This is a genomic window from Hydrogenophaga sp., assembly GCF_035481345.1.
Lineage (GTDB): Bacteria > Pseudomonadota > Gammaproteobacteria > Burkholderiales > Burkholderiaceae_C > Hydrogenophaga.
In genome coordinates this window covers 32202-46422 of record NZ_DATIGV010000164.1, presented here as the reverse complement: position 1 = coordinate 46422, position 14221 = coordinate 32202, and the positions used below count along the sequence as shown (strand labels likewise).

At 68.5% G+C, this 14221-nt stretch carries 10 protein-coding genes and 2 tRNA genes; 8 read left to right on the top strand and 4 right to left on the bottom strand.

The genetic code is table 11. The annotated features are described in order from the left end of the window. The first annotated feature begins 149 nt into the window (after positions 1-149). Complete coding sequence (locus tag VLG41_RS16870) at positions 150-1067, top strand: LysR family transcriptional regulator (RefSeq protein WP_325350553.1); 918 nt, start codon at positions 150-152, stop codon at positions 1065-1067. Positions 1068-1082: 15 nt separating this feature from the next. On the opposite strand, the gene VLG41_RS16865 is transcribed toward VLG41_RS16870, so the two are convergent. Beyond that, entirely contained in the window at positions 1083-1721 is a 639-nt protein-coding gene (locus tag VLG41_RS16865; protein ID WP_325350552.1) for a TetR/AcrR family transcriptional regulator, read from the bottom strand. 133 nt (positions 1722-1854) lie between these two features. Here VLG41_RS16865 and VLG41_RS16860 point away from each other — a divergent pair, with 133 nt between their 5' ends. From VLG41_RS16860 to VLG41_RS16830, 7 genes are all read left to right on the top strand, one after another. After that, the gene (locus tag VLG41_RS16860) at positions 1855-3672 is read left to right on the top strand and encodes a feruloyl-CoA synthase (RefSeq protein ID WP_325350551.1); all 1818 of its coding nucleotides are present in this window, start codon (positions 1855-1857) and stop codon (positions 3670-3672) included. Continuing rightward, positions 3669-4916 carry a thiolase family protein gene (locus tag VLG41_RS16855; RefSeq protein WP_325350550.1) on the top strand — a complete coding sequence of 416 codons (1248 nt, stop codon included), beginning with the start codon at positions 3669-3671 and terminating at the stop codon, positions 4914-4916. Before VLG41_RS16860 ends, VLG41_RS16855 begins: the two co-directional genes overlap by 4 nt. A 62-nt stretch (positions 4917-4978) precedes the next feature. Next, positions 4979-6118 carry an ABC transporter substrate-binding protein gene (locus tag VLG41_RS16850; RefSeq protein ID WP_325350549.1) on the top strand — a complete coding sequence of 380 codons (1140 nt, stop codon included), beginning with the start codon at positions 4979-4981 and terminating at the stop codon, positions 6116-6118. 36 nt (positions 6119-6154) lie between these two features. Continuing rightward, the gene (locus VLG41_RS16845; RefSeq protein WP_325350548.1) at positions 6155-7192 is read left to right on the top strand and encodes a branched-chain amino acid ABC transporter permease; all 1038 of its coding nucleotides are present in this window, start codon (positions 6155-6157) and stop codon (positions 7190-7192) included. 1 nt (position 7193) lies between these two features. Further along, positions 7194-8975, top strand: coding sequence for a branched-chain amino acid ABC transporter ATP-binding protein/permease (locus tag VLG41_RS16840; RefSeq protein WP_325350547.1), 1782 nt, complete (start codon positions 7194-7196; stop codon positions 8973-8975). A gap of 1 nt (position 8976) precedes the next feature. Beyond that, positions 8977-9705 (top strand): ABC transporter ATP-binding protein, encoded by a 729-nt coding sequence (locus tag VLG41_RS16835; protein ID WP_325350546.1) that lies wholly within the window; start codon positions 8977-8979, stop codon positions 9703-9705. Between the two features lie 10 nt (positions 9706-9715). Continuing rightward, positions 9716-11404: an acyl-CoA dehydrogenase family protein gene (locus VLG41_RS16830; RefSeq protein WP_325350545.1), complete on the top strand. Its 1689-nt coding sequence runs from the start codon at positions 9716-9718 to the stop codon at positions 11402-11404. A gap of 97 nt (positions 11405-11501) precedes the next feature. On the opposite strand, the gene VLG41_RS16825 is transcribed toward VLG41_RS16830, so the two are convergent. The 3 genes from VLG41_RS16825 to lon all read right to left on the bottom strand — a co-directional run bounded on the left by VLG41_RS16825 (position 11502) and on the right by lon (position 14214). After that, positions 11502-11575 (bottom strand) — tRNA-Cys (locus VLG41_RS16825). 49 nt (positions 11576-11624) lie between these two features. Next, positions 11625-11700, bottom strand: a tRNA-Gly gene (locus tag VLG41_RS16820). An 81-nt stretch (positions 11701-11781) separates the two neighbouring features. Continuing rightward, positions 11782-14214 (bottom strand): endopeptidase La, encoded by a 2433-nt coding sequence (lon, locus tag VLG41_RS16815; RefSeq protein WP_325350544.1) that lies wholly within the window; start codon positions 14212-14214, stop codon positions 11782-11784. Between the last annotated feature and the right edge of the window lie 7 nt (positions 14215-14221).

The window sequence follows — 14221 nt, the reverse complement described above, 5'->3', positions numbered from 1 at the left end:
TGTCTCCGTGTCTCGTGGGTCGCCGGCTCTCGGGGGATCCGGCGTTGGGGCGCGAATGTAGGTGGGGCGCTCCCATCTGTCCAACCGAATGTGTCGATGTCAACCATCCATGGTGTGGATAATGGTGGAAACCCTTATCCACTCCGGCCATGAACTTCCGCCAACTGGACCTCAACCTCCTGCGGGTGCTCGCCGCCATCCACCGCACGGGCTCGGTGACGGCCGCGGGCAAGGCGCTGGCGTTGTCGCAGTCGGCCACCAGCAGCGCGCTCGCGCGGCTGCGCGGGCACCTGAAGGACGAACTCTTCGTGCGCACGCCCGGCGGGCTGAAGCCCACGCGCGTGTGCGAGCGCATCGCGCCCGAGGTGACGGACCTGCTGCAGCGCCTGGAATCGACCATGAACGAGCAGGAGGCCTTCGACCCCGCGCGCAGCGAGGTGCGCTGGAAGACCTCGCTGTCGGACCTGGGCGAAATGATGTTCCTGCCCCCGCTGGCCGCCGCGCTGCGCGAGCAGGCGCCGCACGCGCGCCTGTTCAACGTGTCGGTGGCGGCCGAGGACCTGGCCGGCGCGCTGGAGGCGCGCGAGATCGACTTCGCCATCGGCATCCTGAACCCGCGCCACCGCGGCATCCGCGCCGAGCTGCTGTTCCGCGAACACTACGTGGCCATGAGTTCCGGCAACTGGCGCCCGCCGTCGGGCCGCGCCAATGGCCGGCTCACACCCGATCAGTTGGCCCGCGCCTCGCTGGTGGTGGCCTCGCCCACGGCCACCTTCCACGGCAGCGTGGAGAAGATGCTGGTGCGCCTGAACCTGTCGGACCGCATCGTGCTGCGCGCGCGCCACTTCGGCGCCCTGCCCGACCTGGCGCTCAACACCGACCTGCTCACCATCGTGCCGCAGATGTACGCCGACAACCTGCGCCAGCGCCACGACATGCGCGTGTGGGAACTGCCGCCCGACGCCTCGCCCGACTACGAGGTGCGCCTGGTGTGGCACAGCAGCACGGCGAACGACCCGGCGCAGGTGTGGATCCGCGAGCAGGTGCACCGGCTGTTCCGGCGCTGAGGCCCCACGGCCGGCTCAGGGCGCCGGCGCCACCAGCTTCTGCGTGAACAGCCGCTCCGCGAACTTGCGCCGCTCGTCCTTTTGCGCCTTGGTGCTCAAGGTGGGCATCAGCGATTCCGACACCACGTAGCTGTACAGCAGGAAGGCGCGCGAGCGCGCCTCCACCACCGGGAAACCCAGCGCTGAGAACAGCTGCGCGATGTAGCCCACGCGGCTGGAGTCGGCCTCGTCCACCGCGAAGCGGGCCATCTGGTCGCGCCGCGCCCAGGCGCGGATGGCCAGTTCGATGCGCGCGGCGCGCGCCGCCGCACGCCCCCGGAACGGCAGCGACAGCACGCCGCGCAACTGTTCCAGCGGGTCCTCGGTGGCGGATTCGAGCCGCACCGTGAGGTTCTCGGTCGCCGTCTCGCGCCAGGCCTGCAGCACGCGGCGCAGCAGCTCCTCGCGGTCCTTGAAGTGCCAGTAGAAGCTGCCGCGCGTGACCCCCAGGCGCTGCGCCAGCAGATCCACGCGCACGTGATCGATGCCCTGGTCGACCAGCACCTCGGTGGCGGCCTCGATCCAGGTCTCGGGCGTGAGCGAGGCGCGCGTGGCCTCGCTCGCGGCGCGGGACTTGCGCGCCGGCCCGGTGGACGAAGTGGTGTTGGAACTCACGCAGCAAATTCTATCGACGCCATCCGCTGAAACTTCCATACAGAAATGTATGGAGATAGGGACAAACCCTGTATTCGCTCGGTGAAAACCCTCGGTACGATTCGTTATGAAACATACATAACTGTATGGAGACATGAATCAACTCGACTGGCTGAACGACCCGGCGTGGATGGCCCCACCCGCTGCCACGGTGGAACACCGTGCCGATGGCAGCTTCGTCCTGCGATCGCCCGAACCCCTGGGCGAGTACGCGCGCTGCATCGGCGAATGGCTGGAGCACTGGGCTGTGCACACGCCCGACGCACCTGCGCTGGCCGAGCGCACCGCCATCGGCTGGCACCGCCTGAGCTGGGCGGAGTTGCGCGCGCAGGTAGGCCGCGTGGCGCAGGCCCTGCTGGACATGAAGCTCGCGCCCGACGCGCCCGTGGTCGTGCTGTCGGACAACGCCATCGACCACCTGCTGCTGGTGCTGGCCGCCCAGCACATCGGCCGCGCGAGCTGCACCGTCTCCAGCGCCTACTGCCGTCTCACCAAGGACCACGACAAGGTGCACGGCATCCTGCGCACGCTGCGGCCGGCGCTGGTCTATGCGTCCGATGGCGCGGTCTACGGCCCGGCCATCGCCAGCAGCGGCATCGACGCGCCCGTGGTGCTGAGCCAGAACGCTGAAGCGGTGCCTGGCGCCATCCCTTTCCAGCGCTTGCTGGACACGCCGGAGACGCCGGCCGTGCGCGCGGCATTCGACGCCATCACGCCCGACACCACCGCCAAGTACCTGCTCACCTCCGGCTCCACCGGCACGCCCAAGGTCGTGATCAACACCCACCGCATGCTGTGCGCCAACCAGCGCATGATCGCGCAGGCCTGGCGCTTTCTGGAGCGCGAGAAGCCCGTGCTGGTGGACTGGCTGCCCTGGAGCCACACCTTCGGCGGCAACCACAACCTGCACATGGTGATGTGCCACGGCGGCACGCTGGTGATCGACGAAGGCCGGCCCGCGCCGGGCCTGGTGGACAAGACCGTGGCCAACCTGGCCGAGGTGCAGCCCACCATCTGGTTCAACGTGCCGCGCGGCTTCGACATGGCCATGCCCTTGCTGGAGGCCGACGAAGCGCTGGCGCGCCGCGTGCTGGAACGCCTGCGCGTGGTCTTCTACGCCGGTGCCGCGCTGCCGCAGGCGAGCTGGGAGCGCCTGCAGGCCCTGGCCCAACGCGTGCTCGGCCGCGAGATCTGGCTCACCACGTCCTGGGGCTCCACCGAGACCGCGCCGGCCGTGACCAGCGCGCACTGGCGCATGGAGCGCGCAGGCGTCATCGGCGGTGTGCTGCCGGGCGTGTCGCTCAAGTTCGTGCCCAATGGCGAGAAGCTGGAGCTGCGCATCCACGGCGTGAACATCTTCCCCGGCTACCGCCACGCGCCCGAGCTCAGCGCGCAGGCCTTCGACGAAGAAGGCTACTACCGCATCGGCGACGCCGGCTTCCTGGCCGATGCGCAGCGCCCCGAATTGGGCGTGGTGTTCAACGGCCGCGTGGCCGAGGACTTCAAGCTCACCACCGGCACCTGGGTGTCGGTGGGCACGCTGCGCCTGCGGGTGGTGTCGGCCCTCGCGCCACACGCGCAGGACGTGGTCATCACCGGCCACGACCGCGACGAGATCGGCGTGCTGGTGTTCCCCACCGCCGCCGCGCTGCAACTGCCGCGCGAGGCGCTGCATGCGCACATCGAGCAGGGTCTGGCCGCGCTGCGCGCGCAGGGCGGCGGCTCCTCACAATCGCCCGCGCGCGCCATGGTGCTCGACGAACCGCCCAACGCCGACGCCGGCGAGATCACCGACAAGGGCTACCTCAACCAGCGCGCGGTGCTGCAGCGCCGCGCCGACCTCGTGACAGCGCTCTACGCCGACGCCCCCGGCGTGGTGCGCCCCATCTCCCCTCAGAAAGTTTCCCGATGAGCCGCGGACAGAGCCAGCTTTTCAACGACGTCCACATCCTCGACGGCGTGCGCACGCCCATGGTGGACTACCAGGGCGCCTTCGCCGATGCCAACCCCATCGACCTGGGCATCAAGGTCGCGCGCGAGGTGCTCCAACGCACCGGCGTCTCGCCCGAATCCATCGACTCCGTGCTCGCGGGCAACATGGCCCCGGGCGGCTTCGACCAGTTCTACGTGCCGCGCCACATCGGCCTGTACGCGGGCGTGCCGGTGGAGGTGCCCGCGCTCATGACGCAGCGCATCTGCGGCACCGGATTCGAGCTGTTCCGCCAGGCTGGCGAGCAGATCGGCGCGGGCGTGGCGAAGAACGTGCTGCTGGTCGGCACCGAATCGATGACGCGCAACCCGATCGCGGCCTTCGACCACCGCGGGGGCTTTCGCCTGGGCGCACCCATCGGCTTCAAGGACTACATGTGGGAGGCCCTCACCGACCCGGCTGCCGACATCAGCATGATCCGCACGGCCGAGAACCTGGCGCAGCGCTACGGCATCACCCGCGAGGACGTGGACGCCTTCGCCTCGCGCAGTTTCGAACGCGCCGTGGCCGCGCAGGCCGCGGGCTGGTTCGACGGCGAGATCGTGCCCGTGAGCAACGAAACGTTTGAGCGCGAGGGCTACCGCCCGCGCGGCATCCGCCTCGCGGGCAAGGCCACCGTGGCCGACCGCGACACGCACCCGCGCCCCACCCCGCCCGAGGTGCTGGCCAAGCTGCGCACCGTGTTCAAGGACGGCGTGCAGACTGGCGGCAACAGCTCGGCCCTGACCGACGCGGCCGCCGCCGCGGTGGTGACCGATGGCGCGGGCCTCAAGGCCTTCGGCAAGCCGGCGCTGGCGCGCCTGGCCGCCGCCGCCGTGGTGGGCGTGCCGCCCGAGATCATGGGCATCGGCCCCGCGCCGGCCATCCGCCTGCTGCTGGAACGCGCGGGTCTCTCGCTGGGCGACATCGCCCGCTTCGAGATCAACGAGGCCCAGGGCGCGCAGACCGTGGCGGTGGCGCGCGAGCTGGGCCTGGACGAAGACAAGCTCAACGTGCACGGCGGCGCCATCGCCCTGGGCCACCCGCTGGCGGCCACCGGTGTGCGCCTCACCCTCACCTGCGCGCGCCAGTTGCGCGACATCGGCGCGCGCTGGGGCATCGCCTCGGCCTGCGTCGGAGGTGGACAAGGTATCGCCTTGCTGATCGAGAATCCCGCGGCCGCCTGACCCGTTTTCAAGCCCTCGCGCGTGCGGGCCACGAGCACACGCAACACCACAGGAGACAACGCATGAAACAACTGCTGAAGCACACCCTGGCCGCCGCTGTCGCAGCCACGCTCACCGGCGCCGCCTGGGCCGACATCACCATCGGCGTGAGCGCGTCGCTCACGGGCCCGGCCTCGGGCCTGGGCATTCCGGTGGCCAACGGCGTGAAGATGTGGCCCCCCACCATCGGCGGCGAGAAGGTCAACGTGATCGTGCTCGACGACGCCACCGACCCCACCAAGGGCGTTCAGAACGCGCGACGCTTCGTCAACCAGGACAAGGTCGACGTGATCGTGGGTTCGGTTGCGACGCCCGTGGCCATCCCCATGGCCGAGGTGGCGATCGAATCGAACACCGTTCAGCTCGCGCTCTCGCCCATCGGCCTGCCGCCCGGCAAGGACGCCTGGAGCTTCCGCATGCCGCAGAGCAACGGCGTGATGGCCGAGGCGATGGTCGAGCACATGAAGAAGCAAGGCGTCAAGAGCGTCGGCTTCCTCGGCTACACCGACGCCTATGGCGAACAGTGGCTGCTGGCCCTGAACCCGCTGCTGGAAAAGGCCGGCATCAAGATGGTGGGCGCCGAGCGCTTCGCTCGCTCCGACACCAGCGTCACCGCTCAGGCCCTCAAGCTCGCCTCGCTCAACCCCGACGCCATGGTTGTCGTGGCCTCGGGCAGCGGCGCCGCCATGCCGCAACTCGGCCTGGTCGAACGTGGCTACAAAGGCAAGTTCTATCAAACGCACGCCGCCGCCACGCGCGACCTCATGCGCGTGGGCGGCAAGGCGGTCGAAGGCACCTTCGTCACCACCGGCCCCGTGGTGGTGGCCGAGCAGTTGCCCAACAGCCATCCCAGCAAGGCCCTGGGCGTGAAGTTCAACGCCGACTACGAAAAGATTCACGGCGCCGGCCTGCGCAACCAGTTCGCCGCGCACTCCTACGACGCCTACCTGCTGCTCGACAAGGTGGTGCCCGTGGCGCTCAAGAAGGCCAAGCCTGGCACACCCGAGTTCCGCGCCGCCCTCAAGGACGCGATCGAAGCCGAGGGCGCCATGCCCGTCACGCACGGCGTCCTGGACTTCACCGCCACCGACCACTGGGGCTTCAAGACCGGTTCGGGTGTGGTGATGAAAGTCGTCAACGGCGACTGGAAACTCGAAAACTGATCGGCCTGCAATGAAAGCGACGGGAGACCGCAACCCATGGACCTGAGCATTGCCGCCATCCTCGGCGTCGACGGCGTCATCAACGGTGCGATCTACGCGCTGGTGGCGATCGCCCTCGTGCTGGTGTTTGCGGTCACCCGCATCGTTTTCATCCCGCAGGGCGAGTTCGTCGCCTTCGCGGCGCTGACCATGGCGCTGTTCCAGACCGGCGCCCTGCCCGGCACGGTCTGGCTGCTGCTGCTGATGGTGGCGCTGGTGCTCGTGCTGGACGCCGTGCGCGCCTGGCGCGAGGCCTGGCCACTGGCGCGCTGGGCACGCCTGGCCGTGCGCACGGCCGCGCTGCCGCTGGTGGCCAGCGGCCTAACGGCCTGGCTGGTGCCACAGCAGCCGCCCTTGATCGTGCAGGCACTGCTCACGCTGGCCCTGGTCACGCCCATGGGGCCGCTGGTGTACCGGCTCGCCTACCGCTCGCTGGCCAGCGCCAGCGTGCTGGTGCTGCTCATTGTTTCGGTCGGCGTGCACTTCGCTCTCACCGGTCTGGGCCTGGTGTTCTTCGGCGCCGAGGGATTTCGCAACCCGCCGTTCTGGGACGAGCGCCTGAGTTTCGGGCCGGTCACGCTCAGTGGCCAGGCCATCATCATCGTGGGCGCCTCGGTCGCGCTCATCGTCGCGCTGTTCGTGCTGTTCGACCGCACGCTCACCGGCAAGGCGCTGCGCGCCACCTCGGTCAACCAGACCGGCGCGCGGCTCATGGGCATCTCCACCGACGCCGCCGGCTCATTGAGCTTCACGCTCGCGGCGTTCATCGGCGCGCTCTCGGGCCTGCTCATCGGGCCCACCACCACCGTGTTCTTCGACAGCGGTTTTCTCATCGGCCTCAAGGGCTTCGTGGCCGCCGTCTTCGCCGGCCTCACGAGCTTTCCGCTCGCGCTGGTGGGCGCGCTCGGCGTGGGTCTGGTGGAAGCCTTCGGCTCGTTCTGGGCCAGTGCATTCAAGGAAGTGATCGTGTTCACCGCCATCCTGCCGGTGCTCCTGTGGCGCTCCTTCGTCGACCCCCATGACGAGGAGCATTGAGATGGACCTGCGTCGCTACGGCCTGATGGCCTTCACCGTGGTCATGCTGGCCGTGCCCTTTCTGCCGGTGCCCGACTACTGGATCACCAAGCTCAATTACGTCGGCCTGTTCGGTCTGGTCGCGCTGGGCCTGGTGCTGCTCACCGGCATCGGTGGGCTCACCTCCTTCGGCCAGGCGGCCTTTGCCGGCCTGGGCGCCTACGCCAGCGCCTTTCTGGCGGTGAAGATGGGGATCTCCCCGTGGATCGGCCTGCTCGCCGGACTCGGTGTCACCATCGTCGTGGCGCTGGTACTGGGTTGGGTCACGCTGCGCATGTCGGGCCACTACCTGCCCTTGGCCACCATCTGCTGGAGCCTGGCGCTGTTCTACACCATGGGCAACCTCGATGCCCTGGGCAAGTACGACGGCCTGCTCGGCGTGCCCGCCATCTCGTTCTTCGGCATCAGCCTGCAGGAGGAGCGGCGCATGTACCTGCTGATCTGGCTGGTGGCCATCGCCTCGGCCATCGCGATCACGCGCCTGCTCGACTCGCGGCCCGGGCGCATCATGCGCGCGCTCGACGTGCACCGCGGCGGCGGCAAGACCATGCCCGAGGCCATGGGCGCCTCCACCTTTCGCCACAAGTTGCTGATGTTCGTGATCGCGGCCATCCTGGCCTCGATCTCGGGCTGGCTGTTCGCGCACATGCAGCGCAGCGTCAACCCCTCGCCCTTCGGCATCAAGTTCGGCATCGAGTACCTGTTCATGGCGGTGCTGGGCGGCGCCGGCCACGTGTGGGGCGCCTTCACCGGTGCGGCCCTGGTGAAGCTGGCCGAAGACCAGTTGCAGACCTGGCTGCCCGCGCTCCTGGGCGCCTCGGGCAGCTATGAAATCATCGTCTTCGGTGTGGTGCTGGTGCTGGTGCTCAAGTTCGCGCCCGATGGCCTGTGGCCCTCGATCGAGCGGCTGCTGCCCGCGCGGCGGCACCGCGCCATCCGGGCAGACACCACCGAACCCCTGCCGGCGCGCGACAAGCCCGCCGCGGGCAGCGTGTTGCTGGAAGTGAAAGACGCACGACGCACCTTCGGCGGCCTGGTCGCCGTCAACAACGTGGGCTTCACGCTGCGCGCCGGCGAAATCTTCGGCCTCATCGGCCCCAACGGCGCGGGCAAGTCGACCACCTTCAACCTGGTCTCGGGCGTGCTGCCGCTCTCCGGCGGCGAGGTCTGGCTGCGCGGCGAACGCGTGGACGGCAAGGGCGCGCGCGAGATCGCACGGCGCGGCCTCTCGCGCACCTTCCAGCACGTCAAGCTGGTGCCCGACATGACCGTGCTGGAGAACGTGGCCCTGGGCACCTACCTGCGCACGCGCAGCGGCACCCTGGCCGCCATGCTGCGCATGGACCGCGCCGAGGAAGCCCGCGCCCTGGCCGAGGCCGAGCGCCAGTTGCGCCGCGTGGGCCTGGGCGAGCACCTGCACGAACTGGCGGGCAACCTCGCGCTCGGTCCGCAACGCCTCGTTGAAATCGCGCGCGCCCTGGCCAGCGACCCGGCCCTGCTGCTGCTGGACGAACCCGCCGCCGGCCTGCGCCACCGCGAGAAGCAGGCACTGGCCGAGGTGCTGCGCCAGCTCAAGGCCGAGGGCCTGAGCCTGCTGCTCGTGGAACACGACATGGACTTCGTGATGAACCTGACCGACCGCATCCTGGTGATGGAGTTCGGCACGCCGCTGCTGGAAGGCACTCCCGCGGAGATCCAGGCCAGCGAAAAAGTGCGCGCAGCCTACCTCGGGACGGAGCACTGAAATGGCCGAACTCTTGCTTGACGTGAAAGACCTGCACGCCGGTTACGGCAAGGCCGAGGTGCTGCACGGCATCACCCTCCCGGTGCGCGCGGGTCAGGTGGTCACGGTGATCGGACCCAACGGCGCGGGCAAGTCCACGCTGCTGGGTGCGCTGATGGGCCTGCTGCCCTTGCGCGGCGGGGTGCGCTTCGCAGGCCAGGACATCACACGCCTCACGCTGGAAGAGCGCGTGATGGCCGGCCTGGCCCTGGTGCCGGAACGCCGCGAACTGTTCGGCACCATGAGCGTCGAGGACAACCTGGTGCTCGGCGGCTGGCGCCCGATGAAGCAGCGCCTGCCGCGCTGGCGCGACGGCCTGGAGCAGGTCTACGAACTGTTCCCGCGCATGAAGGAACGCCGCGCGCAGGCAGCCGGCACGCTGTCGGGCGGCGAGCGCCAGATGCTCGCCATCGGCCGCGCGCTGATGGGCCAGCCCAAGCTGCTCATGCTCGACGAGCCCAGCCTGGGCCTGGCCCCGCTCATCGTGCGCGACATCTTTCGCATCATCGAAACGCTGCGCGATCGCGGCGTGAGCATCCTGCTGGTGGAGCAGAACGCGCGCGCCGCGCTGAACGTGGCCGACGAAGGCCATGTGCTGGAGACCGGCGACGTGGTGCTCTCGGGCCCGGCCGCGCAGCTCGCGGGCGATTCGCGCGTGATCGACACCTATCTCGGTGCGAAGAAATCTTGAGCGATCTCGAATGAGCTGGACCTACGAAGCCCCTCTCGAACACATGCGCTTCGTGCTCGAGCACGTGCTCGACGCGCCCAAGCACTGGAAAGCCTGCGAGGCGTTCGCCGATCTCGACCTCGACACCGCCGACGCGGTGTTGCAGGAAGCCGCGCGCTTCGCCAGCGAGGTGCTGCAACCCCTGAACGGCAGCGGCGACCTCGAAGGCTGCGTGCGCGAAGCCGATGGCCGCCTGCGCACGCCCACGGGCTTTCCCGCGGCCTACCAGGCCTTCGTGGCCGGCGGTTGGCCGGCCCTGCCCTGCGCGCCCGACTGGGGCGGCCAGGGCCTGCCGCTGCTGCTGGACGCCGCCCTGCGCGAGATGCTCGACGCCTGCAACCACGGCTGGAACATGTACCCGGACCTGCTGCACGGCGCGTACGAGACCATCAAAGCGCACGCGAGCGACGAGCTCAAGGCCCGCTACCTGCCCAAGATCGTCAGTGGCGAATGGCTCGCGGCGATGGCGCTCACCGAACCGCAGGCGGGCAGCGACCTCGGCCAGTTGCGCACCCGCGCCGAGCCGCAGGCGGATGGCAGCCTGCGCATCAGCGGCAACAAGATCTTCATCAGCGGCGGCGAGCACGACCTCACGGACAACATCGTGCACCTGGTGCTGTGCCGCCTGCAGGACCCCACGAATCCCGCGCCGGCAGGCACCAAGGGCCTGTCGCTGGCGCTGGTGCCCAAGCTGCTGCCCGATGGCTCGCGCAACGCCCTCTTCTGCGACGGCATCGAGAAGAAGATGGGCATCAAGGCCAGCGCCACCTGCGCCATGCGCTACGAAGGCGCCACCGGTTGGCTCATCGGCGAGCCGCACCGCGGACTGGCGGCGATGTTCCTGATGATGAATTCCGCGCGCCTGCACGTGGGCCTGCAGGGCCTGGGCCACCAGGAGATGGCCACGCAGAACGCGCGCCGCTACGCCGCAGAGCGCGTGCAGATGGGACGCCCCATTGCCGAACACCCGGCCGTGCGCAAGTTGCTCAACCGCCTTGACGCCATGACCCAGGCGCAGCGTGTGCTGGCCTACCGCGCCGCGCTCGCGCTCGATCTGGCGGAGCACCACGGCGACACGGCCGTGCGCGAACGCGAGAAACGCTTCGCAGCCCTGCTCACCCCCATCGTGAAGGCCTTCTGCACGCACCAGGGCTTCCACGGCCCGGCCGCCGCGCTGGGCGTCTGGGGTGGCTACGGTTACGTGCACGAATACGGGATCGAGCAGACCGTGCGCGACGCGCGCATTGCGATGATCTACGAGGGCACGAACGAGATCCAGGCGATCGACCTCGCGCAGCGCAAGCTGTTGGCCGATGGCGGCGCCACGGCCCGCGAGCTGCTCGACACCCTGCGCGCCGATCTGCCCGACGGCGACCCGCTGCGCGCGTTCATCGATGAATCGCGCGCGCAGTTGTCTGCCTGGCTGGAAGGCGTCGCGAAAGACAGTGCGCGGCTGCTGGAAAGCGCCGATGACGTGCTGCATGCGATGGCCCACACGCTGCTGGCCTGGGCCGTGGGCCGCATGGCCGTCGCGGCGCACTCCCTGCCTGACGAGGCCGCCGCGCGCCAGGCCAGCCTCGCCGCCGCGTTCGTGCATGAGGCGCTGCCGCAAGGCCGCCTGCACTGGCAGCGCGCCCTGGCGGCCACAACGCCGACCTGAGCTGCGCGACACGCGCCTGGTGCGCGATGAGCGCGCAACGACCAAAGAAAAAGCACCTGGCAGAACCCTGCACAGGTGCTTTTTTTTATCGTTCGTGTGGAGGCGCGTGGCGGAGTCGAACCGCCCTAGACGGATTTGCAATCCGTTGCATAACCGCTTTGCTAACGCGCCAGATCGGGTCCGACAAAAAAGGGAAGCCGAGCTTCCCTTTTTGCAAATCTGGAGCGGGAAACGAGGTTCGAACTCGCGACCTCAACCTTGGCAAGGTTGCGCTCTACCAACTGAGCTATTCCCGCGTTTTCTGCAGTTCTTGCGTTCTGCAGAAGCTAGAAGTATAGCGAAAAAATCGGCCCCTTTTCAAGGGCCCGCCATATTTTTCAGTGTTTCACCGCGTCGGTCTCGCCCGCGGCCGCGCGCACCGACGCCGCCGCGATCTGCGCCGCGACTTCTTCGTCCGTGAGCGGCACCGGCTGGCGTTCCAGCGCGATGGACAAGACCTTGTCGATCCACTTCACCGGGACGATCTGCAGGCCTTCCTTGACGTTGTCGGGGATCTCCGCGAGGTCCTTGACGTTCTCTTCGGGAATGATCACCGTCTTGATGCCGCCGCGCAGCGCGGCCAGCAGTTTCTCTTTGAGGCCACCGATGGCAGTGACCTCGCCGCGCAACGTGATCTCACCCGTCATGGCGACGTCGGCGCGCACCGGAATGCCCGTGAGCGCGGACACCAGTGCGGTCGTCATCGCGGCACCAGCGCTCGGGCCGTCCTTGGGCGTGGCGCCGTCGGGCACGTGGATGTGGATGTCGCGCTTGTCGAACATCTCGTCCTTGATGCCCAGCACGCGGGCGCGGCTGCGAACCACCGTGCGCGCGGCCTCCACCGATTCCTTCATCACGTCGCCCAGCGAGCCGGTGCGTGTGGTGACGCCCTTGCCGGGCATGATGGCCACTTCGATGGTGAGCAGGTCGCCGCCCACCTCGGTCCACGCCAGGCCCACCACCTGGCCCACCTGGTTCTGCTGCTCGGCACGGCCGTAGGTGTACTTGCGCACCCCCAGGAATTCGCTGAGGTTGTCAGCCGTGACCTGCACGGTCGGCGTGAACTTCTTGAGCAGCAGGCCCTTGACCACCTTGCGGCAGATCTTGGAGAGCTCGCGCTCGAGCGAACGCACGCCGGCTTCGCGGGTGTAGTAGCGCACGATGTCGCGCACCGCGTCCTCACGCACCTCGACCTCGCCGTCCTTGATGCCGTTGTTCTTGATCTGCTTGGGCAGCAGGTAGCGCATGGCGATGTTGGTCTTCTCGTCCTCGGTGTAGCCCGAGAGGCGGATGACCTCCATGCGGTCCAGCAGCGCCGGCGGGATGTTCATCGAGTTCGAGGTCGCGACGAACATCACGTCGGACAGGTCGTAGTCGACTTCGACGTAGTGATCGCCGAAGGTGTGGTTCTGCTCGGGGTCGAGCACCTCCAGCAGCGCGCTGGACGGGTCGCCCCGGAAATCGGTGCCGAGCTTGTCGATCTCGTCGAGCAGGAACAGCGGGTTGCGCGTGCCCACCTTGGTAAGGCTTTGCAGCACCTTGCCGGGCATGGCACCGATATAGGTGCGGCGGTGCCCGCGGATCTCGGCCTCGTCGCGCATGCCGCCCAGGGCCATGCGCACGTACTTGCGGCCGGTGGCCTTGGCCACGGACTGGCCCAGGGAGGTCTTGCCCACACCCGGCGGGCCCACGAGGCAGAGGATGGGCGCCTTCACCTTGTCCACGCGCTGCTGCACCGCGAGGTACTCGAGGATACGGTCCTTCACGCGTTCGAGGCCGTAGTGGTCCTCGTTGAGCACAGCCTCGGCGTGCGCCAGGTCGTGCTTGATCTTGGTCTTCTTGCTCCAGGGCAGACCGACCAGCACGTCGATGTAGTTGCGCACCACGGTGGCCTCGGCCGACATGGGCGACATGAGCTTGAGTTTCTTGAGCTCGCCTTCGGCCTTCTTGCGCGCGTCGGCGGGCATGCGCGCCGCCTTGATCTTTTTCTCGATCTCTTCGACGTCCGCGCCCTCTTCGCCCTCGCCAAGCTCCTTCTGGATGGCCTTGACCTGCTCGTTGAGGTAGAAGTCGCGCTGGTTTTTCTCCATCTGGCGCTTCACGCGCCCGCGGATCTTCTTGTCGACGTTGAGGATGTCCACCTCACGCTCGAGCTGTTCGAAGAGGTTCTCCAGGCGCTTGATGACCGGGTCGAGGTCGAGCACCACCTGCTTCGATTCGAGCTTGAGCGGCAGGTGCGCCGCGATGGTGTCGGCCAGGCGGCCCGGGTCGTCGATGCTGGAGATCGAGGTGAGGATCTCGGACGGGATCTTCTTGTTGAGCTTGACGTACTGGTCGAACTGCTGCATCACCGCGCGGCGCAGCGCCTCCAGCTCGTTCGCGCCCGATTCGGCACGCTCGTTCGCCGGGTCGATGGGCGACACGTTGGCGACGAAGTGCGTCTCACCATCGGTGATCGAGAGGACCTTGGCGCGTTGCACGCCCTCCACCAGCACCTTCACGGTGCCGTCCGGCAGCTTGAGCATCTGCAGGATGGTGGCGACGCAGCCCATCTCGAACATGTCCTCGGGCGAGGGCTCGTCCTTGGCCGCGGCCTTCTGGGCCACGAGCATGATGCGCCGCTCCGACTCCATCGCCGACTCGAGCGCCTTGATGCTCTTGGGCCGGCCGACGAACAGCGGGATCACCATGTGGGGGAAGACCACCACGTCGCGCAGCGGCAGCAGTGGCAGTTCGACGGGGGTACTGGGCAATGGGGTCTGTCCGGACATAGGGGGC

What these genes read in the sequence shown, in the direction of transcription:
- VLG41_RS16870 (WP_325350553.1), top strand. Translation starts at nt 150, where the DNA reads ATGAACTTCCGCCAACTGGACCTCAACCTCCTGCGGGTGCTCGCCGCC.
- VLG41_RS16840 (WP_325350547.1), top strand. Translation starts at nt 7,194, where the DNA reads ATGGACCTGCGTCGCTACGGCCTGATGGCCTTCACCGTGGTCATGCTG.
- VLG41_RS16845 (WP_325350548.1), top strand. Translation starts at nt 6,155, where the DNA reads ATGGACCTGAGCATTGCCGCCATCCTCGGCGTCGACGGCGTCATCAAC.
- VLG41_RS16855 (WP_325350550.1), top strand. Translation starts at nt 3,669, where the DNA reads ATGAGCCGCGGACAGAGCCAGCTTTTCAACGACGTCCACATCCTCGAC.
- VLG41_RS16850 (WP_325350549.1), top strand. Translation starts at nt 4,979, where the DNA reads ATGAAACAACTGCTGAAGCACACCCTGGCCGCCGCTGTCGCAGCCACG.
- VLG41_RS16860 (WP_325350551.1), top strand. Translation starts at nt 1,855, where the DNA reads ATGAATCAACTCGACTGGCTGAACGACCCGGCGTGGATGGCCCCACCC.
- VLG41_RS16830 (WP_325350545.1), top strand. Translation starts at nt 9,716, where the DNA reads ATGAGCTGGACCTACGAAGCCCCTCTCGAACACATGCGCTTCGTGCTC.
- lon (WP_325350544.1), bottom strand. Translation starts at nt 14,214, where the DNA reads ATGTCCGGACAGACCCCATTGCCCAGTACCCCCGTCGAACTGCCACTG.
- VLG41_RS16835 (WP_325350546.1), top strand. Translation starts at nt 8,977, where the DNA reads ATGGCCGAACTCTTGCTTGACGTGAAAGACCTGCACGCCGGTTACGGC.